Here is a 25,364-nt window from a genome sequence, read left to right as displayed (position 1 = left end):
TAAAGATGATTTAAATTATTTATTTGAATATTATGTAAATTGTTTGAACTAATACTATCTAAATTAATATAAGATTTATTTTTTGTTTCTTTTGCCCTTGTTTTAATTATATATCCCGAGCGTCATTTGAAAAAACGTTCGGGATACTTATATTTGCGATTTATTTTTGCAGATTAATTATTTTAATAATTTACTTATATTCGTTATAAGCGTATTGATAATCCAGCGGAAAAAAGCGCATTATTTAAAATTTTATCATATGATTTTAGTTCTGTTAAATGATCGAATGTGTAGCGATATGATAAGTCTAAAGATAGAAAGCTAGCTAATTTTTTCTCAAGACCAACGCCGACAAACATATCTGTATTGTCTTTGTTAACAGATTTAATTTTATCGACAAATCTATTTAAATTAGTTATATCTCCCTTTTCTATATTTTTAGCGCGAACTCCTGCTAATCCATAGAATAGAGTGTTTTGAAATATTGATGAGTTGTCATTATTAAGTGTAAACCCACTACGTATAGATGCTGATAAATAGGGTTTTTCTCCTAAATATTTTGACTTTTCGTTTATGTCATATTGATCCATTTTATCTAAACCAAGCGACATACCGTATACAAGATTTCCATCTTGTGAATCGTAGCCTATAGAAACTCCTGTTATAGATATATTATCTTTTTTATCATAATTGGTATATTTTGAATTTATATATATGCCTTGCCAGGATGGTACATTGCTGTTTGTCGTAAAAAAACTACTATTATTTGCTTTATTAGGGACAAAAGCAAAATAATTTCCTGTGTCAGCAAGAGAACTAGAAGATAGTAATCCTAAAAAAAATGCACAGTAGATGGATTTAGATTTTATATTATACATCAGTCTTCTCCTATAATTATCGATTTTAAATGCCATAGATAATATCTAAGGCAATGTATAATTATTAAGTATAATAGTTACTATTTATAAAAGTATTAAACAATAAAAATATAATTTATAATATAGATATAAATTTATATAATAAAAATAATATTTATACATTTATATATGTTATATTTATATATTATAGTTAATTTTTTTTGACAATTTTAATTGTCATTTATTATTAATTAAAACAAAAATTATAAATATAGATAATTATATATTAACTATATATGATATTTTATTTTAAGAAATACTCATTATATTTATCATATTATTACATATAAATCATCTTCAATATATTGTATAAGATATAATTTTATTTGTATATAATAATCAATTTGATTTAGTTATAATGATAGGTTAACATGTTCTGTTAAAGTGTTAATTACTATTATTACCTAATGTATAATCAATATAGTTTTTATTTTTAAGCAGTGAGATCTTGTTTGTATAAGTTGTCGTTAAATATATTTCTTATTATTACCATATTTTCTTTGATAGGATGTGGTGGCTATATAGACATTTCTAAGGTTGGGATCAGTTCTCAACCGAAAAATGTTTTGTACTCTCAAGGATTAGATTATCTTCAAAATAGAAGATTTAGCGATGCCTATAATAAATTTAAAGAAATATCTGTTAATTTTCCTTTTTCTGAAGATGGTCGTAAGGCTCTTTTGATGTCTGCTTTTGTCAAGTACAGTATAAAAGAATATTCAAAAGCTGCGGCTATAGGTAAGCAATATATTGATAAATATCCTAGGTATCCCAATATTGATTATGTTTATTATCTTATAGGGGTATGTTATGCTAATATGATACGTGACGTATCATATGATCAGCTATCTTCGATTAGTATGATTGAATATATGAATAAGATAGTCAAAGAGTATCCTGGCTCTAACTATGTAGAAAGTGCTAGATTCTATATTCGTCTTGGCAGGAATCAACTGGCTGCTAAGGAAATGGATATAGGTCGTTATTATCTTCAAAATAAGGAATATACATCAGCTATTTTGCGGTTTCATAATGTTGTAAGAGAATATTTCGATACAGAGCAGATAGAAGAGGCGCTTGCTAGAATTATTGAAGTTTATGTTATGATGGGTTTAGTTAATGAAGCTAGTAATGTATCGTATATTCTACAGAATAATTATCCTCAAGGATTTTGGTGTCAATATGCCAAAAAAATTATGAAATCTATTCCATAAATAGCGATGCTATGAGTAATGATTAGTTTTATCTATAAAATTTATTTTTCTAGAATTATTGTTGTTTTGATATGTTAATTCATCTTTCAATCCGTAATATTGTTCTTGTTGAGAATCTTGATATAGATTTTTCTTCTGGCCTTTCTATATTAAGTGGAGATACTGGATCTGGTAAATCTGTTTTATTAGATGCTATTTCACTTGCTATTGGGGGAAGAGGAGATGGTAGTATTGTTCGTAATCATTCTGAAAAAGGACAGGTAACCGCTGTTTTTGATTCCGTTGATTATCAATCACTTAAGAATATTTTTGATGAAGCTGGTATTCCTATTGAGGATAATTTGATATTGCGTCGCATTCAATTTCCTGATGGTAGGACAAAGGCTTATATTAATGATCAGCCCGTTAGTGTCAGTTTTATGCGTTCGGTCGGATCAGTTCTTGTTGAAATTCACAGTCAGCATTCAGATCGTGCTTTAATTGATATAAGTGGACATCGTAGAATGCTTGATTCTTATTCTGGAATAGAAGTAGATCTTCAAAATCTTGGCAGATTATATAGAAATTTTCGAAAAGCAGAGAATGAATTGCAAGACTATAAAGAGAAAATAAAATCCTCTGAAAAAGATGTTGATTTTTTGCGTTTTGCTGTCAAAGAATTACAAGATATTGCTGTAAAGCCAGGAGAAGAAGCTGAATTATCTGAAATTCGATCATCTATATTAAAGCGTGAACGTATAGTTGTTGATTTGTCGGAAATTATTGAAGAATTTAATAAGTCCTCTTCGCCCATTTCGGTTATTTCGTCTCTTTTACGTAGAATGGAACGTAAAAGTTTTGAATTTCCTGACTTATTAAGTCAAAGTATTTGTTATTTAAATGAAGCTCTTGATAATTTATCTGAGGCACAAAATGAGATGGAAAAAGTTTTTTCTGAGATTCAATATGATGCAAAAGAGTTAGAAAAAATTGAGGAACGATTATTTGCATTGCGTGCAATTAGCCGTAAATATTCTGTTTCAGTTGATGATTTGCCTGATCTAGAGAAGAAAATGGTTGCTGAATTTTCTGATATTTCTTCAGGTAGTGAAAAAATTTCATTTTTAGAAAAGTCGGTTCTTGAAGCTAGAAATATCTATAATGAACTTGCACAAGATATTTCTTATAAACGGCGTCGATTTGCAAAAATATTAGAAAATAGTGTTATGGGCGAGTTGCCTGCGTTAAAACTTGAGAATGTCAGTTTTGTAGTGAATATTGCTTCAGATGTTGATGATATTTCTCCTTATGGAATTGATAAAGTAGAGTTTCATGTAAGAACTAATGTGGGAGAGGCCATAGGCCCTTTGATGAAATTAGCATCAGGAGGTGAATTATCTAGGCTATTATTGGCTTTTAAAATTGCTTTTTTTGATAAAGGTACAGTGCCTACATTGGTTTTCGATGAAGTTGATTCTGGAATAGGTGGTGATGTTGCAGATGCTATAGGTTGTCGTCTTAAGAAGCTATCGGCAAAATCTCAATTATTTGTTGTTACTCATGCACCACAAGTAGCTGCTCTTGCCGATAACCATTTTTTAGTATACAAAAAAAACAAATCTAAAACAGAAAAAAGGATGGAAACACATATTTCAATTCTGACAAAACAAGAACGTTGTGAAGAAATTGCTCGTATGTTAGCTGGTAGTCATATAACTGAAGAAGCTAGGGCTGCTGCGAGAAGACTTTTAGATTTTAATCAGATTGGTTGTAATAGATTATAAGTATAAAATAGAACTATATTTGGTTGGTTAAATTATACTTTTATAAAAATAATTTATATCATGCATAAATTATCTATTATTTTTGCTTAGTTATGAGACTTATTTTTATCAGAAAATCCTTAAAATATTTTTTTTATCTGATAATAGCACAATTATTAATTTAATTGTTTAGCATTGACATATTAATTATTAACTGATTTACTGCCCTAAATTTATTAAATTAGTTGCACTATATTATAAGATTATATCTTTAGTTTTAGTTGTAATAAATTAGATCAGTGGAATTTTAGTATGAAGAGTATTATTAGAAAATTTGCGTTATTGGCTGGTTTAGTTAGTCCAATTTCTATATTTTTTTCTAATATAGCGCAAGCGAAAACTCTTGTATATTGTTCTGAGGGATCTCCTAATGGATCTTTTAATCCACAGTTTAATATGAGCTTAATTGATTTTGATGCAGTTGCTAATACTATATATAATCGCCTAGTAGAGTTTAAAGAAGGCACGACAGATCTTAGCCTGGGTTAGCTGAGAGATGGAAAATTAGTAATGATGGGAAGGTTTATACTTTTTATTTACGAAAAGGTGTCAAATGGCAACAAAGCAAACAATTTACGCCAAGTCGTGAATTTAATGCAGATGATGTTGTCTATAGTTTCATGAGGCAGATGGATCCCTCTCATCCATACCATAATGTTTCTGGTGGAAAATATACAATTTTTGATAGCTTATTAGATGGAATAATTAATAAAGTAGAAAAAGTTAACGATTATACCGTACGTTTTACTCTTAAACTTCCTAATATTGTGTTTTTATCTAATATTGCTGCTGGATTTTCATCTATTTTATCGGCAGAATACGCAGATAAAATGATGGCGGCAGGTAATCCTGAGAAATTTGATAATGATCCGATTGGTACTGGTCCGTTTCAGTTAGTTAAATATGAGAAAGATTCTCGTATTATTTATAAGGCTAATCCTGAATTTTGGGGAAGTAAGCCTAAGATTGATCGTTTGGTTTTTTCAATTACTACAGATCCTTCAATCCGACAAGCTAAGTTAGAAAAAAATGAATGTCAGATTATGTCATATCCAAACCCATCTGATATTGATCGTATTAGAAAAAATAAAAATATTGTATTGATGCAATATCCTGCTCTGAATATCGGTTATATTTTGTTTAATGTTGAGAAGAAGCCTTTAGATAATGTAAAAGTTCGGCAGGCGCTTTCAATGGCAATTGATAAAGATTCTATTATTGATGCTGTATATCAGGGTACAGGGCAGAAAGCTAAAACTCTTATTCCTCCAACAGTATTGGGATATAACTCATCTCTTAAGGATTATAATTATGATCCTAAAAAAGCTAAGAGTTTGCTAAAAGAGGCTGGCTTCCCTGATGGTTTTGATATCGATATTTGGGTTATGCCGGTGAATCGTCCATATAATCCTAACCCCCGTCGTATGGGTGAAATGATTCAGTTTGATTGGGCGCAAAATTGGTGTTAGAGCAAAAATAGTTAGCTATGAGTTTGGTGAATACCTTAAGCGTGCTACGAATGGAGAACATCAATCTTTAACACTAGGTTGGATATGTGATAATGGAGATGCAGATAACTTTTTTTCTTTATTTGCAAATGCCTCGATGAATTTTTCTAGATGGCATGATAAGGATTTTGATGGGTTAATCAGTAAAGCTCGTGTGGAGTTTAATACAAATAAACGTATTAAATTATATAAGCAAGCTCAGGTTATTATGCATAAACAATCCCCTGTTGTTTTTATGGCTCATTCAACTATATATGATGTTGTACGTAAAGAAGTGAGCGGTTTTGTGATGAGCCCTATGGGTAGTCATTATTTTGGGAAAATTGATATCATAAACTAAAAATCGGCTTATCTAGCTGATTTATTATATCATTTGATTTATTAGTTATTCCATAAGACTTGATAATATCAGGTCAACATTTGATATAGGATTAAGTTGATGTTACAATTTATTTCCCGACGCTTAGGCATTTTTGTTGTCACTTTTATTGGCATTACATTAGTTACATTTACTTTTATTCGTATGCTTCCTGGTGATCCTGTTACAATTATGATGGGTGAACGCGTATTAAGCTCTGAAAATCATGCAAATGTTATGAAGATATTAGGATTAGATCGTTCATTATGGCGGCAATATTTAAGTTACATCTATGGTTTATTAAGAGGAGACTTAGGTGTTTCTTTAGTTAGTCATTTGCCTATTTTGGATGAATTTTGGCCGCGTTTTAAGGCCACTTTAGAATTGGGATTTTGTGCAATTATATTTGCAACTATAGTTGGTATACCTTTCGGAGTGTTAGCGGCTGTTAAAGTTGGTTCTTTTATAGACTATCTATCTATTTTTTTTCATTAATTGGCTACTCTATGCCTGTTTTTTGGTGGGGAGTAATGCTGATAATGTTGTTATCAGTTCATTTGGGGATAACACCTGTTGCAGGTAGGGTATGTGATAGTTTTTTTATTGATGATAGCGCTTATCCACTGACTGGCTTTATGTTAATTGATACTTTGTTTTGGGGAAGTAGTGGTAGTTTTATTGATGCGTTAAGACATTTAATATTGCCAACTATTGTTTTAGGCACTGTGCCATTAGCTGTCATTGTACGTATGACGCGTTCTTCAATGTTAGAAGTTCTAGGTGAGAATTATATTCTAACAGCTAGGGCTAAAGGATTGAGTAGAATGAGGGTTATTTTTGTTCATGCATTACGTAATGCCTTGCTTCCTATAATTACGGTAATAAGTTTGCAAGTTGGTATGTTATTGTCTGGAGCAATTTTAACAGAAACAATCTTTGCTTGGCCTGGTTTGGGTCGTTGGATTGTTGAAGGTTTGAAAAGTCGTGATTATACAGTTTTGCAGGGTGGAGTTTTGTTGATCTCAATTTTTATTATATTTGTTAATATGATGATTGATATTTTATATGGGATCATAGATCCAAGAATACGCTGCAAAAAATAGGGAATTTAAAAATGTCTAAATTGGTTAAAATCAAAAAAGATAATTTTCCTAAGTCTTTGACAGTATTACAAGAATTTTGGTGCTATTTTAGTCAAAATAAAGCTGCTGTTTTTGGGATGTTTTATATTTTTCTGATGCTTATTGTTGCTTTATTAGCTGATTTTATTGCTCCTTATTCACCTACTGAACAATTTAGAAATAGTTTATTAAATCCACCTTTTTGGCAAGAAGGTGGCAGTTTGAATTTTATTTTAGGAACTGATGATATAGGTCGAGATATGTTATCAAGATTAATTCATGCTACTCGCTTGTCATTATTTGTTGGTTGTTTAGTAGTTATTATTTCTTTTATTATAGGAGTATCATTAGGATTGATTTCGGGGTATTTTGGTGGATTGATTGATCTTATTATTATTCGTATTGTTGATATTATGTTAGCCTTACCTGGTTTATTATTAACATTGGTTTTGGTAGTCATTTTAGGTCATTCAGTTATTAATACGTCTTTAGCACTAGCTTTTATTGCTTCCCCTCATTATGTACGTTTGACACGTGCAACAGTATTGGTGGAAGTAAATCGCGAGTATGTTCTGGCATCTAAATCGATTGGATCTAGTGCATTACGTCAAATGTTTATTAATATTTTACCCAATTGTCTTACCCCTTTAATTGTTCAGGCTTCTTTATCATTTTCTAATGCTATTTTAGATATGGCTGCTCTTGGGTTCTTGGGAATGGGGGTTCAGCCACCAATCGCAGAATGGGGATCTATGCTATCAGATGTTTTGCAATTTATGCAAAGTGCTTGGTGGATAGTTACATTTCCTGGTTTAGCTATTTTGCTAACGGTGTTAGCATTTAACTTAATGGGTGATGGTTTGCGTGATGCTTTTGATCCCAAACTAAAACAATAAATAGGTGATCTTATGGCATTATTAGATGTAGAAAATCTTTTTGTTAGTTTTGGTGATAAAAAATCATCTTTTCGTGCTGTTGATAATGTCAGTTATCAGGTAGAAGAAGGAGAAATCATTGGTATTGTTGGTGAGTCTGGTTCAGGGAAATCTGTAAGTTCGCTTGCTATTATGGGATTGATTGATAATCATGGCCATGTGGTTGCTGATGTTTTGAATTTTAATGGTCAAGATCTATTAAAAATGACAGTAAAAGAGCGATCTAAGTTGGTTGGTTCTGGAATAGCAATGGTTTTTCAGGATCCTATGACTAGTCTTAATCCTTGTTTTACTGTTGGTTATCAAATTATTGAAGCCATAAAAATTCATCAAAGATGTGATCGTCATAGCCGTTATAAATTGGCTATTGAATTATTGACTATGGTTGAAATTCCTGATCCAATATCATGTTTTAGTTGTTATCCTCACCAATTATCAGGAGGAATGAACCAGCGTGTTATTATTGCTATGGCCCTTGCATGCAAACCTAAGTTATTGATTGTCGATGAACCAACTACTGCACTTGATGTTACCATTCAAGCACAAATTATGGATCTTTTATTGAGACTACATAAAAAAAATAATATGGCTTTAATATTGATTACACATGATTTGGCATTAGTAGCACAATCAGTTGATCATATTATTGTGATGTATGCTGGGCAAGTTGTTGAGTCTGGAAAAGCTAAGGATGTTTTTTCTGTTCCTCGTCATCCCTATACTCAGGCACTATTAAGATCTTTGCCAGAATTTGCAATTAATAAGCAGCGTTTAGATTCATTACCTGGTGTTGTTCCAGGAAAGTATAATCGTCCAAATGGCTGCTTGCTTAATTCTCGTTGCCCTTATGTCATGGAAAAATGCTTGATTAATGAGCCGTCATTTAATGTTATTTCGGATAGAAAAGTGAAATGCCATTCTTATCTTGATGATAATGGTAAGTTAAAAATATGAATGAATGTAATGATAAATCAACATCTCCCTTATTAAAAGCAGTAGATTTAAAAAAATATTATACTGTTAAAAGTGGAATTTTTTCATCCGCTAAGGTAGTTAAAGCCTTGGATGGTATTTCACTAGAGGTATATAAGGGTAAGACATTAGCTATAGTTGGAGAATCAGGTTGTGGTAAATCTACCTTAGGACGTATTTTAACTATGATAGATACTGCAACATCTGGTGATATTAATTACCATGATCAAGATCATCTTATATTTAATAAAGATAAAAATGTTAAGAAATTATGGCGTCAAAAGATCCAAATTATATTTCAAAATTATTATGCGTCGCTTAATCCTCGGAAAAGAATATGTCAGATATTAGAAGAGCCATTATTAATTAATACTCAATTGTCTAATATTGAACGTAGGGAAAAAATATTAAATATTATGAAAAAGGTCGGTTTGAGTGAAGAGCATTTATACCGTTATCCGCATGTGTTTTCAGGTGGACAGAGACAGCGCATTGCAATTGCGCGAGGATTAATACTTGAGCCTAATATTTTGATTGCCGATGAGCCGGTATCTGCACTAGATGTATCTGTTCAGGCACAGGTATTGAATTTAATGATGGATTTGCAAAAAGATTTTGCTTTATCGTATGTTTTTATTTCTCATGATTTATCAGTTGTTGAGCATATTGCTGATTATGTGATGGTTATGTACTCAGGTCGTTGTATTGAAAGAGGTACTACAGAAAAAATTTTTAAAGATCCAAGCAGTGATTATACTAAATCACTATTATCTGCAATTCCTAGACTAAATCATAATTTAAGTCGTTAGTATATAACAAATATATAAAATATATTTACAAAGCAATTAAAGATAATTCTAAGGATTAATTTATTTTGAATATTTTTATGTTTATAAATAATATAAACCATTTAATAATGATGCTACTTTTCTATAATGGAAATATATCTCATTAATAAATTATTTTTTTATTTGGCTTTGATAAATTATTTGGGAATAATTAATGTCTATTAAGGAAATTATTCCTCTCGAAAGTTTAACTTTTGAGCAGGCTAGAAATGATTTTTTATTTCTAGCAAGTGAAATATCTTATCATAATGATCTTTATTATGATAAATCAAAACCTATAATTTCTGATGCTAAATATGATCAATTGTATCAACGTTATGAATCTATAGCGCAATATTTTCCATCTTTAGCCGAGCTTAAACCTGCAAATAAGCATTTAATCGCAGTAGGACAAGAAAAAAATCTTAAGTTTTTTAAGGTTGAACATTCTGTTCCGATGTTATCACTAAAAAAGTCTTATTCAGAAAAAGATCTTAAAAACTTTTTTTCTAGTGTTTATAGGCGATTAAAAATAAAAGTTAAAAATAGTATTCCTTTTATTCTTGAGCCAAAAATAGATGGTGTATCTATTTCAATTAGGTATGAGAATGGAAAATTTATTCATGCTGGACTTCGTGGAGATGGTTTTAGTGGAGAAAATGTCAGTCGCAATATACGAACTATTCATATGATCCCACAGGTATTATCATCAAAAGTACCAAAAGTTTTAGAAGTTCGTGGTGAGATTTACATCTCAAAAAGTGATTTTTTAGTTATTAATGAGAAAAGAATTGAATCAGGGAAAAGTGCTTATTCTACTCCTAGAAATGCTGTTTCTGGATTAATACGATTTTTTGACTATAATTTTGTAGCAACTCATAATATTAAATTTTTAGTTCATGGAATAGGAAGTGTCTCTGAAAAGTTTGCTGAATCCCAATCAGAAATGTTCGAAAAAATTAGTAATTTAGGATTTCCAGTAAATGACAGAAACAAAATATGTTATATATTTAATGATATTTTATCTTATTACCATGAAATTGAAAAAATACGTTCTAGCTTAGAATATGATATTGATGGAGTAGTGTATAAAGTTGATAAATTTGATTTTCAGGAAAAGTTAGGTTTTAGTTCTATTAGTCCAAATTGGGCTATATCTCATAAATTTAACGCTAATAAGGGTATTACTCGTCTTTTAGATATTGATATTCAGATTGGTCGCACAGGAACCCTCACTCCGGTGGCTCGTCTTGAGCCAATTAATATAGGTGGAGTGCTTATTTGTAATGCAACATTACATAACGAAGATTATATTAGAGGATGTGATTCTTCTGGTAAAATAATTCGTGAAGGTAGAGATATTAGGATAGGGGATATGGTTGTCGTAAAGCGTGCAGGCGATGTTATTCCTCAGGTTATAGATGTATTAATTGAACATCGTACAACTGATACAGCGGTTTTTTCTTTCCCTTCTGTTTGTCCTGTTTGTAAAAGTGATGCAATCCGTTGCTTCAATTCTAAAACAGGCAAAGTTGATTCTGTTAGACGTTGTACAGGAGATTATATATGTCCAGCCCAACAATTAGAGCATTTAAAATATTTTGTATCACGTAATGCTTTTAACATAGAAGGTCTAGGAGATAAACAACTTGATTTTTTCTTTAAATCAAATGACTATTCCCTTTCAATTAAAATTCCTGCAGATATTTTTACTCTGCAATATCGTCAGGCAAATTCGAATTTAAATCTTGAGAATATTCCTGGTTTTGCAAAATTAAGTGTTTCTAATTTATACGAATCTATTAATAAGAGGCGTGAAATTTCTTTAGATAGATTTATATTTTCATTAGGCATTCGCAATGTTGGAAAGCATATATCTAAATCTTTAGCAAAATACTATCTTTCCTATGATAATTTTATAAATGATATAAGCAATATTATTAATAAAATAAATGGTAGTGATGTTTTATTAAAAAAAATACCTTTTATTGGAGATGTAATAGTAGAATCTATTGTAGAGTTTTATAAAAATGATGGTAATAATCGTGCTATAGCTTCTCTTTTGCAGGAAGTAAAAATAAAGCCAATCATGGATCAAAATATATCTAAATCTAGTTCACGTCTAGAAGGCAAGAGGTTGGTATTTACAGGAACTCTTAATAATATTAATCGTGATAAGGCTCAAGAATTAGTTGAAAAATTAGGAGCTAAAGTTTCTAACTCTGTTTCTAGTAAAACAGATATTGTTATAGTAGGCAGTAATGCTGGAACTAAAGTTAATAAGGCAGATAAACTTGGTATTGAAATCATGTATGAGAATGATTTTTTATCTTTAATTAAATATGTTTGAATTAAAATTTATTGTATTATAATTTTTTTATTGCTACTGATTCTTTATATTATTTAGGACTATTAAATTTTTTATTATTATATGTGATTGTTATATTTAAAAACAAATGAGAATATATTGTTTAAGTTTTGCCTTTTAATTATGAAATATATAATTAATTTAGGTAAAAATTTTAGTTATATCATTATAAGATTATATTCCTAAATTTTAACAAAAATAGTATTAAAAAAGATTTAACTATAATATTGCAATATCTAATTATTTAGATTCTTTCTATAATAATATTTAATAAAAATTAATACTAAATAATGAAAACTATATATTAAAAGATATAATTTATATATTTCAATACATACGATTTAAGATGAGATCAAAAATAGAATGTAATAAGAAATATTTTCATTTATTTATTTTAAAATACTATCTCCTTAGATATATTGTTTAGTTATTCATTTTCTAATTTTTGTTTATTATGACTGAATTTTTTATCCACCACTATTGTCACACAAGCATCTGACCATACATTCAATGCTGTTTCAAGCATATCAACTACGGCATAAAACGGTAGAATCATTCCCATTATATTTGTAGGGACACCCATGCTATCTAAGAGGCTACCACCTAAAAAGAAGCATCCCATAGGCACTCCTGCATTTCCAGCTGCAGCTACAGATGCAATTATAACCCATAAAAACATTTGACTAAGGCTCATTTCTATACCGTTATTTTGCATTACATATACTATAGTTGTAAATATAAAAGCAGCACAGCCATTCATATTAATAGATGTGCAAAAAGGTAAAATTGCTCTGCTAATTTGAGGGGAAACACCGAGATTTTTTTCTATAGATTGCATTGTTACTGGTAAGGTACCAGTCGACGATTTAGAGAAAAAAGCTACCAATATAGCTGGCATCATACCTTTAGCAATTTTCAATGGATTTAGGCCGTATAGTGATAGGAATATTGGTAAAACTATCATTCCTTGCACTAGATTAGATAAGATTATGACATAGAAGTATTCTCCTAAGCCACTAACATCAGATCCGGATTTAATTCGTAAAATAGTTGATGCTATAAAAGCTCCTACAGCTATAGGTATGACACTCATAATCCATCCAGTGATTGTTAGGAATACGCTATGCATTCCCCTAAAAAATGATATTAAGGTGCCTTTTACCTGCTCATTTTCAATAAAATTGATAGCAATTGCTATAGATAGACATATAGCAAGTATTGTTATCACTTGACCATGCAAGAATGGATATATGAAGTTATTTGGAATTAATGTAGAGATATATGAAAAATAACTGCTTTTTGATATAATAAGATTATTATCTACTTTGATTGTCATATTAGCAGGGGAAATTATGTTATACAATATCAATGCCACAGATGCTGCAATTACAGTTGTTAACATTGCATAAAATACAGTTTTTAACCATATATTTCCCATTCCTTGTTCAGGAGAATATCTTGATAAACTTACAATTAATGACAAAGATACTAATGGTAAACTGATAAATGCAAAAATCCTTACAAAAGCATTAGCAATAAACTCTGCTAATTCATTTAAAATAGGAATATTGCTTACTCCCGAGAGTATGCCTATTGATATAGAAAATATATAAAATAGTGCTTTTTTATGTTTATAGTTCAATCCAACTATTTTCTTTAAAAACATCCTTGATCTTTCTTATTTTTAATGCTCGAAAGTAGTTTTTCATACGAATATATATAGTTTGTATAAAAAACAACCTAACAAAATCTATTTATCACATATAATTTAGTAAACAATTAGATAATTATCAAATACGTTTATTAAAACTAATTTTTCTTTAAGAAAGGAAATCTACGCTATATATCTATAATATATATGTATATTACTTGTATTCCTGTATATGATATTAAGTTATTTATATGAGATCATTTTGTAATTATTTCTATTTCATAATTTTATACCTTTATTATATTTTATCCAACCTTTTTTCCTTAAATTACATGCTTGGCATGAATCGCATCCATATCCCCATTCATGGCGTTTGTCTCTTATTCCTAAGTAGCAAGTATGGCTTTCTTCAATGATTAGATCTACTAATTTTTTTCCTCCAATGTCTTGAATCATTTGCCAAGTTTGATATTTTTTTAACCACATTAGCGGCGTGTGTAGGATGAAATTATTTTCCATCCCTAAATTAAGAGCTGTTTCAACAGCTTTAATGGTATTATCGCGACAATCAGGATATCCTGAATAATCTGTTTCACACATGCCAGCTATAATATTTTTTATACCAAGACGATATGCTAATGCTGCTGCAAATACTAAAAAAATTATATTACGTCCCGGAACAAATGTATTAGGTAAGCCGTTATTTTTAATCTTCATTTCAATATTTTTTGTTAGGGATGAATTAGAAATTTCTCCAATTGTTGTAAGTGGTAATATAAAATCTTCTCCTAAAGATTCTTGCCATTCTGGTATTAATTTTATAATTTTTTTAAGTATATTAATTCTACACTTTAGTTCTATTTTATTGCGCTGTCCGTAATCAAATCCAATAGTTTTTACACTATCAAATTTGTTTAGCGCCCACGCGAGACATGTAGAAGAGTCTTGTCCTCCAGAAAATAGTAATAGAGCGGAATATTTATTTTTTATATTATCATTCATAAATCACCCGTGTATTCGACCCATGACATTGGTGTTTCATAAATTCGTATTGCTGATAATATTTTTATTACATTATGTAAACGTTCCCAAATCCATATAGCAATATTTTCTGCTGTAGGATTTTCTAATCCTGGAACTTCATTAAGATATTGATGGTCTAATTTTTCAAGTAATGGTTCAAAATATCTTTCAATATTGAAAAAATCATCTACAAATCCTGTCTTAGGATCTATATCTCCTTCCATTATAAGCTCTACCCTATAAGAATGTCCATGCATTCTATAGCATTTATGGTTTTTTGGTACATGTGGAAGTCTATGTGCGGCTTCAAATGTAAAAGCTTGTGTAATTTTCATTTATCCAAAAATGCCCTTTCTATGAAAGAATATATAGATAGTAATTAAAACCTATAATATCATTTTGTCATATTTAATTGATATATCACAATTAAACAAAATTTATATTATATGCTAATATTATAAATGAAAATTATTTTTGTATTAGAAAAATATACAATTTGTATATTTATATGAGATCAAATTTTAAAAATATGATTTATTAAAGATTATACTTTATTAATAAATAGAATATAATAATACAAGCAGTAACTACTTAATGATTTTTATTTGCTTGCTTATTTTCTCTTCAAATAATATATATCGTGAATAAAATCATCATTTTTATAACTTTTAACAATTATTTTTTAAATATTATTTCATACGATATTAGAATGTTTTTTGTCTACCCCTGGATCGTCTGGTTGTCGTAATAAATTATTTTCTTGATGTCTATTGTTGGAATGGTAGTTTATGAAAACCTTTGATTCTTTTGGTATTTTTTTATTTTGTTTAGATAGGTTTAAATTATTTTCAGGAATATTTTGTCTGAAAAATGATGTTTGATGTTTATGATAAATATATTCATTGTTTTTTGTGATTATATTCCATGAAAATATACATATTTTACCGCTGACGGGTGATACAGGAATCCACTCTTCAGATAATGAGCCGTCTTCTGCTATCCAAATTGGGTCTGGTATAGCATTTATTGCTTTTTCTGTCCAATATATTACAGAATTAATATTCTCAGGAAAGGATTTTTCTATTTCAGCTAGAAGCAAAAATATTCCTTTTCTAGGATATTTTTCAGCTGCATACATTGCTTTCTTGCGTGCCTGATTTATATTTCCTTCTTTCAACAAAGTTTTTGCAACAGCGATTAGAGATTCTACATTATTTTTATTGATAGATTCTAATTTTAAGGCTCTCTTTATTTTATCTGATGAATTTTTTGATGAGAGTGTTATGTAAATATTAGCAATTTCAGGATGAGTATTAATTTTCCATATTTGTTCTAAAACTTTTTCAGCCTTATTAATCTTATTTTGTATAATTAAAGCTTTAGCAGCAGATATTGCGGCAACAATTGAATCATTACATATTTTTAGAGCTTCCATAGCATCGTTGTAAGCAGATGTTGCATTATCAATTGATAAATTTTCTAATGATCTAGCTATCAAGAGTATAGATTTTTTGCGATTATAATCTTTAATACAATTACTCTTTTTTTGCTGATTTAAAAAATTGATAGCATTAGACCAATCTTTTTCATGCACATAGTGTTGCAAAACAGCATCAATACACCATTCTAAATTAGTAGATTTTTTTATTGCTTCTTCTGCATAATATTTTGCTGATTTTAAATCGCCTATACGACATGATTCATTATATAATCCATAAAGTGCAAATTCTTTTGTCGCTGGTATCTTTAACATCATTTCGAATTTTTCAAGTGCAACAAGGTGCTGATGATCAGCTATAGCAAGTTGTGACTCTAGTAGAAGTACTAATGGTTCAGTGGTGGGATTTATTTTACTTGATATATTTGAAGCTATTTTTCTAGCTAAAACTTTATTTTTAGCTGCAAGTGCTATTAATCCCGTTGATAAATCATTGTATCCTTTATTATAGTTGTGTTTGTTGAATACTCGAACTATAGCATGTGGACAGTCGAAAAAAAATCTTAATATTGCCAATATAAATGTTAATGCGAATAGCAGAACATAAACAAAAGATAGTGCAACTATAGAGCTAGTTTGATAAACTTGATTTCCTAATATGATGGATATATCTTTTGAATAGTATGAAGCAGTAATTAAGCTCGATATAACAATAAATATTATGCAAAAATAATATGTGATACGTAGCATTATATATCCTGTTATAGGTTTTTATTTGAAATTTTTGCCAATTCTTCTTTTATTATCTTATCAGAGCAGATATGTGCATCAATTGCATTTCTTAAAAATATACCAGGTTTCTGTGCTTTTTCTGGTATTTTATCCCATTCAGAAGAGGCTTTTATAAGATCTCCATTTTTTAGATTATTTTCGATTCGTGAAATTAATGCTGTTATGTTATCACCCTCAGTATTTCCTATAAAACGTACTTTGATTAATTTTTTTAATTGGTAAAACAAATATTTTATAAATCCCATATCTTTATCCATAGATTCAGTTTCTGCAATCATCTCTTCAGAAACTTTCGGAAATTGTAAGGCAATTTCTAAAAGTGTTGGTATTTTTGCATTAGCGAATTTCATAAGTACAGAGGTACATGGATCTAATATGGATATTCCATCTGTGATCATTTTTTTATCAAATGGATATTCACCTCTATTTATCGAGTCATTAATGATAATCAAAGATATCATTCGTTGAATATTGGAATTTTTTAGTGGATTTTCAATTATTTTCTCTGTTTTTTCCAGACGACTTTTAATATCGTCATAGCTTTTATTAATATTTAATATTAATCTTTTTAAATGATATATTTCTTCGTTAAATAATTTTACACTAACATTTTCTTGTTTGTATAAATCCTTTGATTCTTTATGTTTTTGATCAGATATAAGTTGATTTATTTGATTTAAATCCTTATTATTTCCATTTGATTTTTCTGAATTATCAGCATTTTTTATTTGTTGATTATCATGGATATATGTCAATGATTGATCTAGATCATATTGATTTATGCTATTATTATGACTTTCTTCTTTTTTTTGATTTGATATTTGTTCCAATAATGGATCTTTATATGTAAAGAATATGCTACTTCCATGATAAAGTTTTATTCCTAAAACGATAGCAAATGAAATTCCAAATAGACAGGATAATAGCAGTATTCCAATAAGTATTCTAGCAATTATTCGATATGTTTTATTATACTGATAGCCACCTAATTCTGTATTCCATATTTTTTCTTGGCAATCAATGTTGTTGTCGATATGGTCCATATTTTCTTTATTGCATGACTTATTGTTTTCCTTTGGGGGATTATTATCATTAGGCGTCATAAGCATTTATCCTGACTGATTAAGCTAATATTGATAATAATAAATCAATATAATGTTATTTTTTTCTTAACTATATTTAATTGATTATAATATTTGTAAACATAATACAAATAACATATTAATTTTTATAGAAAATTAAATATTGTCTTTTAATAATTCTAATATTGAAGATTCTTTTGGTAAATTTGATATAAAAACCTTGTTTTTGCACGATTCAGGTATTTCTTTTGCTATATTATGACTTAAACAAAACAAATAAGCAGATTTTTTTATGTATGAAGGCAGCAGGAAAAAACGGGAAACTGCAGATTTTGCATAAAAAAGTATTGCATCTGCATTTTGTAGTGATTTTTTTACATCATTTTTAGTGTAAGTAATGCTCCAAGTACTGTAGCATTCAATTATTCTAATAGGTATTTGATGTTCGATCATATAATTTTCAAAATAGGTGTTTCTAGATTTCCCAGCTAAATATAATAATGGGATTTTTGATTTAAATATTTTTTTTTGTTGAATAATTTTTTGAGCTAGATCAATACTGTGACCAATCCCGTGAAATATATTATAAAATCCTTTTTTTTGAGCTATTAATGCACTTTTTTCTCCAGAAGCAAATATCGGCGTATGATGAGAAACATTAGGAGGTAATGTCTTTATAGCTTCACTACTTGTTATGGCTATAGCCGCATATGGTTGCTGACAAGCTATTTTTACAGCTTCTTTATCGTGAGTAAAATATGATAATGGCATCATAATAGGTGTATGATCCATTTTTTTTATTTTTTCCGACGTGCAAAATGCTTTTTCTTTAGGCCTTGTTATAACAATGCGCATGACTTTATTTTTTATCAAGTTCCCAAGATTGTATAAATTTATTTTAAGATTTCTTTTAAGGTTGTAATTTTTTATATCCTAAGGCAAATATTTAGACCTAATATTATAAATTAACAATATTTGAAGCCTTTATTATAAAATATATACACTATTAATTTACATATTATTTTTTTATATCTAACTACTAAAAACACTTTTATTAGCTATAAGCCTTATGTGTTTACCAGCTTCACGTCCTATATGAACGGCGTCATCACACTTTCCATTTTTAGATACTTCATAAAAAAGTTTGCCATCTGGTGTCAAAATTATTCCATAAAAATAAAGATATTGTTCTCTACAATATGCAAATCCAGCTATTGCACTTTTGCAAGATCCGTCAAGTTCGGAAAGGAATTCACGTTCGCAGCTTACAGCATCCCATGTATTTTTATGATTAATAGCTGATGCAAGTTCTTGCGCTTTTATATTACTTTCATGTGTTTCAATACATATTGCTCCTTGTGCAGGAGAAGGAGGAAAGTCTTCAAGATTAAGAATTTCTGTTATTATTGTCTCCTTTTTCAGCCTTTTAATTCCCGCAAAAGCTAAAACGATAGCATCAGCTTGGTTATTTGCTAGTTTATTAATACGTGTATTTATGTTGCCTCGGAAGTCTATAACTGATATATTGGGGTTCCATCTAAGTAGTAGTGCTTTGCGGCGTAAAGATGATGTTCCAATAACGCTATTAATAGAAAGATCATTCAATCCTTTTTTATTTTTGCTAATTAAAACATCGCGAATATCTTCTCGTTTTAGATAAGCTGAAATTTTAATCCCTTTTAATAATTTTGTGGGCATATCTTTTGCAGAATGTACGGCAAAATCAATTTCTCCAGATATTAATTTTTTTTCTATCGCTTCAGTGAATAGTCCTTTTCCACCAATTTCGCGTAATGCTATATCTGTCATTATATCACCTTTTGTTAATAAAGGAACGATTTCAAATCTTTCTTCGGATAGTTTGTGATACTCCATAAGGCGAGATCGTGCTTCAAATGCATGTGTTATTGCTAATGGGCTGCGACGTGTTCCTATTTTAAAAACTTTTTTTCCCATTTGTATTCATCTATTATAGTGGTTAAGACAATAACTGTTTATATTAATTTAAATATTACAACTTTAAGCATTGCAATGATTAAAAAAGAATACAAAGTTATAGGTATAGAAACTAGCTGTGATGAGACAGCTGTTGCTTTAGTTCATCGTGAAGGTCCTCGTGGTCATATTATTGAAGATGTTGTTTTTTCTCAGATTGATAAACATCGTGATTACGGTGGAGTTGTTCCTGAAATTGCCGCTCGTGCTCATATAGAAGTTTTAGATATTTTAATTAAAGAGACATTATCTAATGCTAGTATGCAAATTTCTGATATGGATGCAATAGCAGTTACATCTGGCCCAGGTTTAATAGGAGGATTAATAGTAGGAATTATGACAGCTAAAGCTATTTCTTATGCTAGTAATAAGCCTTTATATGCGATTAATCATTTAGAGGGGCATATTTTGACAGCTCGTCTTACGGATGGATTGGATTTTCCTTACCTTGTGCTATTGGTATCAGGAGGCCATACACAGTTAGTATTAGTAAGGGGCATTTCTCAATATGATCGTTGGGCTACTACAATTGATGATGCTCTTGGAGAATGTTTTGATAAAGTAGCCAAATCTTTGGGATTATCTTATCCAGGAGGGGTATCAATAGAAAAAAATGCACTATCGGGAGACGCTAAAAGGTTTAAATTTCCGTGTCCTATTGTAAAAGATTCAGTATATGACTTTTCCTTTTCTGGATTAAAGACATCAGTTCAACAGAAAATACGTTCTCTTGGTGTTCTTGATAAAAGTGATATTTCTGATGTTAGTGCGTCTTTTCAATTTACAGTTACTCGTATTCTTTGTAATAGATTAGAGCAAGGATTAGTTCGATTTCGCAAAGAATTTCCAGACAAAAAACCTGTGCTGGTCGTTGCTGGAGGCGTTGCTTCTAATCAATTTATTCGTTCTTCTCTTAAGGACCTTTGTTCTTTGAATGATTTTATTTTTATTGCTCCTCCATTGAATTTATGCACAGATAATGCAGCAATGATTGCTTGGGCAGCTTTGGAAAGGATGGAGGCTGGTTTCATGTCAGATGGTTTGTTAGTATCGCCACGTTCTCGCTGGCCTCTAGACGAAAAATCGTGTTCTAAAATAGGATTTGGAAAGCGTGGAGCCAAAGCATGAAAAAATATCCCATAATATTTGTTGTTGGTTCTGGAGCTTTTGGGTCGGCTTTATCTAGTGTTATTGCTTCATCTGGTAAGTCTTGTGTTACATTGCTAGGACGGCAAGAAGCTTTGATAAAACAATTAGAATATTCTGGGATTAATACTAAAGCTTTGCCGGGCATAAAACTTTCCAATCGTTTATTTTTTTCAACAGATTATAAACGATTGTCAGAAGCTGATATCGTTTTTTTTGCAACTTCTTCTTATGGATATGGAGAAGCTATTAATTTTTATGGAAAATGGTTGAGTGATTCGGCGGATATTGTTATTTGCTCTAAGGGGTTTGAGCGTCATACTGGAACAGTTTTAAGCGATTATTCTGAAAAAACTTTGCCGTCACATAATTTTTCAGTTCTTTCTGGGCCTGGATTTGCTACTGAACTTGCAAGAGGATTACCAGTAGCAGTCACTTTGGCTTCAAAAGATATTAAAAGAGCAAGATATATTGCTGATATTATTTCTAATAATTCTTTTTGTATTGATTGTTCGGATGATCGTATTGGTGTTCAATTAGGAGGTGCTTTAAAAAACATTGTTGCTATAGCTATCGGCATTTTAGAGGGTAGAAAAATTGGTGATTCATCTCGTGCAGTAATTATGGTGCGTGGTTTATCAGAAATGGCCGCATTATCGCATGCTATGGGAGGTCGTTCTGATACTATTTATGGCTTGTCTGGTTTGGGGGATTTAGTATTGACCGCTACGAGTGAACAATCTCGTAATTTTAGTTTTGGAGTACTGCTTGGAAAAGGCAATCAGTATGATGTCGACAAAATGGGACTTGTGGAGGGGGGTTTTGCTGCTTCACGAGCAATTCAATTAGCGTTTAATTTTGGCCTTAATTTGCCTATTTTCAAGGCTATATCAGATGTTGTTGTTGGTAATATTACTGTGGATGAAGCTATAAAAAATTTTTTTAAAAGCTCTTTTATCTATAAATAAAAAAATATTTTTTTAAATTATGATGATTTTATATATTATCAGCTCATTATATAGTTATTGTTTTAGTATATTGAAAGATATAATATGGCATATTGGCTTGTTAAATCCGAACCAAATGTTTGGTCTTGGGATATGCAACAAAATAAAGGATTTATAGGAGAAGCTTGGACAGGCGTGCGCAATTATCAGGCGCTTAATTATATGAAAAAAATGATGATAGGTGACAAAGGCTTTTTTTATCATTCTAATTATGGGCGTGAAATTGTTGGTATATTTGAAGTGATTGCGAGTTCTTATCCTGATCCTACATCTGATTTGTCGTCTAGATGGGAATGTGTTGATATACGTGCAGTTTGTAGTATGCCTTCTCATATTAGTCTTCATGATATAAAGTGTAATCCTATGTTATCAGAAATGGCTCTAATTTCTTTTCCTCGTCTTTCGGTTCAGCCTGTAACATTTTTGGAGTATGTTGAAGTATGTCGTATGGGCAATCTTTTAAATCCTCCTCTTGATTAATAAAATTTTGATCATTAATGATATAATTAATTTTAAAGTTATTATATAGATAACTAATAATATTAATATTTTTTGGATATAGTTCGAAAGGCAATTTTAAATTTAATGTCAAATAAAACTAATAATCGTCCTCTTTCACCACATTTGCAGATCTATAAATTGATCCCAACTATGCTTGTATCTATTGTGCATCGTATAACTGGGGCATTTTTATATTTTGGAACTACATTTTTTGTTTTATATTTTTTGTCTTTAGCAGGTGGAATTGATACATTTAATACTTTTAAATATTATGCTGATAATAATTTATTTGAGATATGTCTTTTCTTGTATACTTGGTCTGTTATACATCATATGTTGGGTGGTTTGAGATATCTTATTTGGGATGCTGGGTTATGTTTTGATAAGCATCTTGCTACGAAATTTGCAAAAATAAACATTTTTTCTTCTGTTTTATTGGTTTTAATAATATGGATCATTAAGAATGTTTATCAAGATTATATGAGGATTTTAGCGTTATGAGTAGCAGTTTAGGAAAAGTTCGAGGGATGGGATCTGCTAAAGATGGATCTATCCATTTTTTAAAACAGAGAGTTACTGCTATTGCAAATATTCCTTGTGTAATATTTTTTATTGCATTTTTTATTATTTATAGCTCTAGGCCGTATGAAGAAATTATATCTGCTATTTCTAATATTTTTATATCATCTGTTATGGCAATAGGATTTTTTTCTATTTCTGTACATATGCATCTTGGTATGCAGACTATAATTGAAGATTATATTCATTCTAAATTTTTAAAGATTTTACTTCTTTTATTTAATAGGTTCTTCGTGTTTTGTTCTTTTGTTTTATTTTTGGCTTCAATTTTTAAAATTGTTTTTGTAGGTAAATTATGAAGGATAATTCTAATCATAGATCTGCTTATACTTATGTTGATCATTGTTATGACGTTGTCATTGTTGGCGCCGGAGGAGCTGGTTTACGTGCTACTTTGGGTATGGCTGAACAGGGATTTAAGACGGCGTGTATCACAAAAGTTTTCCCAACTCGTTCTCATACTGTTGCAGCTCAAGGAGGTATTGCCGCATCTCTTGCCAATATGACACCTGATAGTTGGCAATGGCATATGTATGATACTGTTAAGGGATCTGATTGGCTTGGCGATGTTGATGCTATCCAGTATCTTGTTATGGAAGCTCCGAAAGCTTTATATGAACTTGAGCATTATGGGGTTCCATTTTCTCGTAATGAAGAAGGTAAAATTTATCAGCGTCCTTTTGGTGGTCATATGCAAAATTATGGCAATGGTCCTCCGGTGCAAAGAACTTGCGCTGCTGCAGATAGAACAGGTCATGCTATTTTGCATACTCTATACGGTCAAGCATTAAAAAATAATGCAGAGTTTTTTATTGAGTATTTTGCTCTTGATATTGTAATTAATGAAGAAGGTCGATGTGTTGGAGTTGTGGCTTGGCAGCTAGAAACTGGTGAAATACATCGTTTTTCTGCTAAGTTAGTTATAATGGCCACAGGTGGATACGGTCGTGCATACTTTTCGGCTACATCAGCTCATATTTGTACAGGTGATGGATCAGGTATGGTTGCTCGTGCTGGTTTGCCTTTACAGGATATGGAATTTGTGCAATTTCATCCAACTGGTATTTATGGGGCTGGTTGCCTTATTACTGAAGGTGCTCGGGGGGAAGGTGGGTACCTTGTTAATTCTGAAGGAGAACGTTTTATGGAACGTTATGCCCCTACAGCAAAGGATCTTGCTTCTCGGGATGTCGTTTCTCGTTGTATGATGATTGAAATACGAGAAGGAAGAGGTGTTGGCAAGAATAAAGATCATATATACTTGTATTTAAATCACCTTGATCCTTCTGTATTACATGAAAGATTGCCTGGTATTTCTGATTCTGCTAGGATATTTGCAGGTGTAGATGTAACACGTGATCCAATACCTGTTTTGCCTACGGTCCATTATAATATGGGTGGAATTCCAACGAACTATTGGGGTGAGGTTTTAAATTCTAATGATAAAAATACTGATATAGTGGTTCCTGGTCTTATGGCTATAGGTGAAGCTGGTTGTGCTTCTGTTCATGGCGCTAATCGTCTTGGATCTAATTCATTGATTGATTTGGTTGTTTTTGGTAGAGCTGCTGTTATCCGTGCTACTGAAATAATCAACAAATCAGAGCCTGTGCCTAGTTTAGATATGCGTGTTTGCGAACTTATTGTTGATCGATTTGATAGTTTGAGATATTCTAATGGCAATATTCCAACTGCTGTTTTACGTGAAAAAATGCAGCGTTCGATGCAATTAGATGCAGGTGTTTTTAGAACACAGGAATCTTTATCAGAAGGGTGTCGGAATATTTCTTTAATTTGGGATGAAATGAAAGATCTTAAAGTTTATGATCGATCATTGATTTGGAACTCTGATCTTATGGAGACACTTGAATTGCAGAACTTAATGGTTAATGCAATAGCTACAGTTTATTCTGCTGAAGCTCGTAAGGAAAGTAGAGGATCACATGCGAGAGAAGATTTTAAAGATGGAGCATTTGGTGGTCGTGATGATGTGAACTGGCGCAAGCACTCACTGTGTTGGATTGATAAAACAGGTGAGATAAAAATTGATTATCGTCCTGTTCATACTGATTTAATTAAGGATGGAATTGATCTTTCTAAGATTGCTCCTAAGGCACGTGTTTATTAA

23 protein-coding genes and 1 pseudogene are annotated in these 25,364 nt (G+C 30.5%); 16 read left to right on the top strand and 8 right to left on the bottom strand.

All coding sequences use genetic code 11. From position 1 onward, the window contains the following. Positions 1-203: 203 nt before the first annotated feature. Positions 204-878 carry a CLIBASIA_05150 family virulence factor gene (locus LAM_RS03880; protein ID WP_007557438.1) on the bottom strand — a complete coding sequence of 225 codons (675 nt, stop codon included), beginning with the start codon at positions 876-878 and terminating at the stop codon, positions 204-206. 491 nt (positions 879-1,369) lie between these two features. Between LAM_RS03880 and LAM_RS03875 the strand changes: the two genes are divergently transcribed. The 10 genes and pseudogenes from LAM_RS03875 to ligA all read left to right on the top strand — a co-directional run bounded on the left by LAM_RS03875 (position 1,370) and on the right by ligA (position 12,004). Beyond that, positions 1,370-2,131, top strand: coding sequence for an outer membrane protein assembly factor BamD (locus LAM_RS03875; RefSeq protein ID WP_007557276.1), 762 nt, complete (start codon positions 1,370-1,372; stop codon positions 2,129-2,131). Between the two features lie 71 nt (positions 2,132-2,202). Then, positions 2,203-3,894 carry a DNA repair protein RecN gene (recN, locus tag LAM_RS03870; RefSeq protein WP_007557277.1) on the top strand — a complete coding sequence of 564 codons (1,692 nt, stop codon included), beginning with the start codon at positions 2,203-2,205 and terminating at the stop codon, positions 3,892-3,894. Between the two features lie 291 nt (positions 3,895-4,185). Next, positions 4,186-4,422 (top strand): hypothetical protein, encoded by a 237-nt coding sequence (locus LAM_RS05595; protein WP_007557278.1) that lies wholly within the window; start codon positions 4,186-4,188, stop codon positions 4,420-4,422. A 14-nt stretch (positions 4,423-4,436) separates the two neighbouring features. Continuing rightward, on the top strand, positions 4,437-5,402 hold the full coding sequence (locus LAM_RS05590; protein ID WP_338029012.1) for an ABC transporter substrate-binding protein: 966 nt from the start codon (positions 4,437-4,439) through the stop codon (positions 5,400-5,402). Next, positions 5,377-5,781 (top strand): periplasmic substrate-binding domain-containing protein, encoded by a 405-nt coding sequence (locus tag LAM_RS05585; RefSeq protein WP_007557280.1) that lies wholly within the window; start codon positions 5,377-5,379, stop codon positions 5,779-5,781. The genes LAM_RS05590 and LAM_RS05585 overlap by 26 nt, the downstream gene beginning before the upstream one ends. 99 nt (positions 5,782-5,880) lie before the next feature. Continuing rightward, a pseudogene (locus LAM_RS03860) lies at positions 5,881-6,902 on the top strand (ABC transporter permease subunit). 11 nt (positions 6,903-6,913) lie between these two features. Then, entirely contained in the window at positions 6,914-7,816 is a 903-nt protein-coding gene (gene dppC, locus LAM_RS03855) for a dipeptide ABC transporter permease DppC (protein WP_007557283.1), read from the top strand. Positions 7,817-7,828: 12 nt separating this feature from the next. Continuing rightward, positions 7,829-8,809, top strand: coding sequence for a dipeptide ABC transporter ATP-binding protein (dppD, locus tag LAM_RS03850; protein ID WP_007557284.1), 981 nt, complete (start codon positions 7,829-7,831; stop codon positions 8,807-8,809). After that, entirely contained in the window at positions 8,806-9,636 is an 831-nt protein-coding gene (locus LAM_RS03845; RefSeq protein ID WP_007557285.1) for a dipeptide ABC transporter ATP-binding protein, read from the top strand. The genes dppD and LAM_RS03845 overlap by 4 nt, the downstream gene beginning before the upstream one ends. 193 nt (positions 9,637-9,829) lie before the next feature. Continuing rightward, complete coding sequence (ligA, locus tag LAM_RS03840; RefSeq protein ID WP_007557286.1) at positions 9,830-12,004, top strand: NAD-dependent DNA ligase LigA; 2,175 nt, start codon at positions 9,830-9,832, stop codon at positions 12,002-12,004. A 445-nt stretch (positions 12,005-12,449) separates the two neighbouring features. Here ligA and LAM_RS03835 read toward each other — a convergent pair whose 3' ends face one another. The 7 genes from LAM_RS03835 to hemC form a co-directional block, all read right to left on the bottom strand. Further along, a complete protein-coding gene (locus tag LAM_RS03835; protein ID WP_007557287.1) occupies positions 12,450-13,688 on the bottom strand; it encodes a dicarboxylate/amino acid:cation symporter in 1,239 nt (412 codons plus the stop codon). 264 nt (positions 13,689-13,952) lie between these two features. Further along, positions 13,953-14,675 (bottom strand): 7-cyano-7-deazaguanine synthase QueC, encoded by a 723-nt coding sequence (gene queC / locus LAM_RS03830; protein WP_007557288.1) that lies wholly within the window; start codon positions 14,673-14,675, stop codon positions 13,953-13,955. Next, positions 14,672-15,031: a 6-carboxytetrahydropterin synthase QueD gene (gene queD / locus LAM_RS03825; RefSeq protein WP_007557289.1), complete on the bottom strand. Its 360-nt coding sequence runs from the start codon at positions 15,029-15,031 to the stop codon at positions 14,672-14,674. The genes queC and queD overlap by 4 nt, the downstream gene beginning before the upstream one ends. A gap of 359 nt (positions 15,032-15,390) precedes the next feature. Further along, on the bottom strand, positions 15,391-16,884 hold the full coding sequence (locus tag LAM_RS03820) for a heme biosynthesis protein HemY (RefSeq protein WP_007557290.1): 1,494 nt from the start codon (positions 16,882-16,884) through the stop codon (positions 15,391-15,393). Positions 16,885-16,895: 11 nt separating this feature from the next. After that, the gene (locus LAM_RS05185) at positions 16,896-18,029 is read right to left on the bottom strand and encodes a COG4223 family protein (RefSeq protein WP_007557291.1); all 1,134 of its coding nucleotides are present in this window, start codon (positions 18,027-18,029) and stop codon (positions 16,896-16,898) included. Positions 18,030-18,164: 135 nt separating this feature from the next. After that, positions 18,165-18,881 carry a uroporphyrinogen-III synthase gene (locus LAM_RS03810; RefSeq protein ID WP_240532039.1) on the bottom strand — a complete coding sequence of 239 codons (717 nt, stop codon included), beginning with the start codon at positions 18,879-18,881 and terminating at the stop codon, positions 18,165-18,167. 159 nt (positions 18,882-19,040) lie between these two features. Beyond that, positions 19,041-19,964 (bottom strand): hydroxymethylbilane synthase, encoded by a 924-nt coding sequence (gene hemC, locus LAM_RS03805; protein WP_007557293.1) that lies wholly within the window; start codon positions 19,962-19,964, stop codon positions 19,041-19,043. A gap of 75 nt (positions 19,965-20,039) precedes the next feature. Between hemC and tsaD the strand changes: the two genes are divergently transcribed. The 6 genes from tsaD to sdhA all read left to right on the top strand — a co-directional run bounded on the left by tsaD (position 20,040) and on the right by sdhA (position 25,364). After that, positions 20,040-21,131, top strand: a complete 1,092-nt coding sequence (gene tsaD, locus LAM_RS03800) for a tRNA (adenosine(37)-N6)-threonylcarbamoyltransferase complex transferase subunit TsaD (RefSeq protein ID WP_023466356.1) — start codon at positions 20,040-20,042, stop codon at positions 21,129-21,131. Then, entirely contained in the window at positions 21,128-22,117 is a 990-nt protein-coding gene (locus LAM_RS03795; protein WP_007557295.1) for an NAD(P)H-dependent glycerol-3-phosphate dehydrogenase, read from the top strand. Before tsaD ends, LAM_RS03795 begins: the two co-directional genes overlap by 4 nt. Before the next feature lie 84 nt (positions 22,118-22,201). Next, on the top strand, positions 22,202-22,636 hold the full coding sequence (locus LAM_RS03790) for an EVE domain-containing protein (RefSeq protein WP_007557296.1): 435 nt from the start codon (positions 22,202-22,204) through the stop codon (positions 22,634-22,636). 105 nt (positions 22,637-22,741) lie between these two features. Beyond that, on the top strand, positions 22,742-23,158 hold the full coding sequence (gene sdhC, locus LAM_RS03785) for a succinate dehydrogenase, cytochrome b556 subunit (protein ID WP_007557297.1): 417 nt from the start codon (positions 22,742-22,744) through the stop codon (positions 23,156-23,158). Continuing rightward, the gene (gene sdhD, locus LAM_RS03780; protein ID WP_007557298.1) at positions 23,155-23,535 is read left to right on the top strand and encodes a succinate dehydrogenase, hydrophobic membrane anchor protein; all 381 of its coding nucleotides are present in this window, start codon (positions 23,155-23,157) and stop codon (positions 23,533-23,535) included. The genes sdhC and sdhD overlap by 4 nt, the downstream gene beginning before the upstream one ends. Continuing rightward, complete coding sequence (sdhA, locus tag LAM_RS03775) at positions 23,532-25,364, top strand: succinate dehydrogenase flavoprotein subunit (protein WP_007557299.1); 1,833 nt, start codon at positions 23,532-23,534, stop codon at positions 25,362-25,364. The genes sdhD and sdhA overlap by 4 nt, the downstream gene beginning before the upstream one ends.

It is taken from the genome of Candidatus Liberibacter americanus str. Sao Paulo, assembly GCF_000496595.1.
Taxonomy (GTDB): Bacteria; Pseudomonadota; Alphaproteobacteria; order Rhizobiales; family Rhizobiaceae; genus Liberibacter; species Liberibacter americanus.
The sequence above is the reverse complement of the archived record's forward strand: the minus strand, read 5'-3'. Positions and strand labels throughout refer to the sequence as shown.

Excerpts from the sequence above, each read along its gene's own strand:
- LAM_RS03880 (WP_007557438.1), bottom strand. The coding sequence starts at position 878 with ATGTATAATATAAAATCTAAATCCATCTACTGTGCATTTTTTTTAGGA.
- sdhD (WP_007557298.1), top strand. The coding sequence starts at position 23,155 with ATGAGTAGCAGTTTAGGAAAAGTTCGAGGGATGGGATCTGCTAAAGAT.
- dppD (WP_007557284.1), top strand. The coding sequence starts at position 7,829 with ATGGCATTATTAGATGTAGAAAATCTTTTTGTTAGTTTTGGTGATAAA.
- sdhA (WP_007557299.1), top strand. The coding sequence starts at position 23,532 with ATGAAGGATAATTCTAATCATAGATCTGCTTATACTTATGTTGATCAT.
- LAM_RS03820 (WP_007557290.1), bottom strand. The coding sequence starts at position 16,884 with ATGCTACGTATCACATATTATTTTTGCATAATATTTATTGTTATATCG.
- recN (WP_007557277.1), top strand. The coding sequence starts at position 2,203 with ATGTTAATTCATCTTTCAATCCGTAATATTGTTCTTGTTGAGAATCTT.
- LAM_RS05595 (WP_007557278.1), top strand. The coding sequence starts at position 4,186 with ATGAAGAGTATTATTAGAAAATTTGCGTTATTGGCTGGTTTAGTTAGT.
- LAM_RS03835 (WP_007557287.1), bottom strand. The coding sequence starts at position 13,688 with ATGTTTTTAAAGAAAATAGTTGGATTGAACTATAAACATAAAAAAGCA.
- ligA (WP_007557286.1), top strand. The coding sequence starts at position 9,830 with ATGTCTATTAAGGAAATTATTCCTCTCGAAAGTTTAACTTTTGAGCAG.
- dppC (WP_007557283.1), top strand. The coding sequence starts at position 6,914 with ATGTCTAAATTGGTTAAAATCAAAAAAGATAATTTTCCTAAGTCTTTG.
- hemC (WP_007557293.1), bottom strand. The coding sequence starts at position 19,964 with ATGGGAAAAAAAGTTTTTAAAATAGGAACACGTCGCAGCCCATTAGCA.
- LAM_RS03795 (WP_007557295.1), top strand. The coding sequence starts at position 21,128 with ATGAAAAAATATCCCATAATATTTGTTGTTGGTTCTGGAGCTTTTGGG.
- tsaD (WP_023466356.1), top strand. The coding sequence starts at position 20,040 with ATGATTAAAAAAGAATACAAAGTTATAGGTATAGAAACTAGCTGTGAT.
- sdhC (WP_007557297.1), top strand. The coding sequence starts at position 22,742 with ATGTCAAATAAAACTAATAATCGTCCTCTTTCACCACATTTGCAGATC.
- queC (WP_007557288.1), bottom strand. The coding sequence starts at position 14,675 with ATGAATGATAATATAAAAAATAAATATTCCGCTCTATTACTATTTTCT.
- LAM_RS05185 (WP_007557291.1), bottom strand. The coding sequence starts at position 18,029 with ATGACGCCTAATGATAATAATCCCCCAAAGGAAAACAATAAGTCATGC.
- LAM_RS03845 (WP_007557285.1), top strand. The coding sequence starts at position 8,806 with ATGAATGAATGTAATGATAAATCAACATCTCCCTTATTAAAAGCAGTA.
- queD (WP_007557289.1), bottom strand. The coding sequence starts at position 15,031 with ATGAAAATTACACAAGCTTTTACATTTGAAGCCGCACATAGACTTCCA.
- LAM_RS03790 (WP_007557296.1), top strand. The coding sequence starts at position 22,202 with ATGGCATATTGGCTTGTTAAATCCGAACCAAATGTTTGGTCTTGGGAT.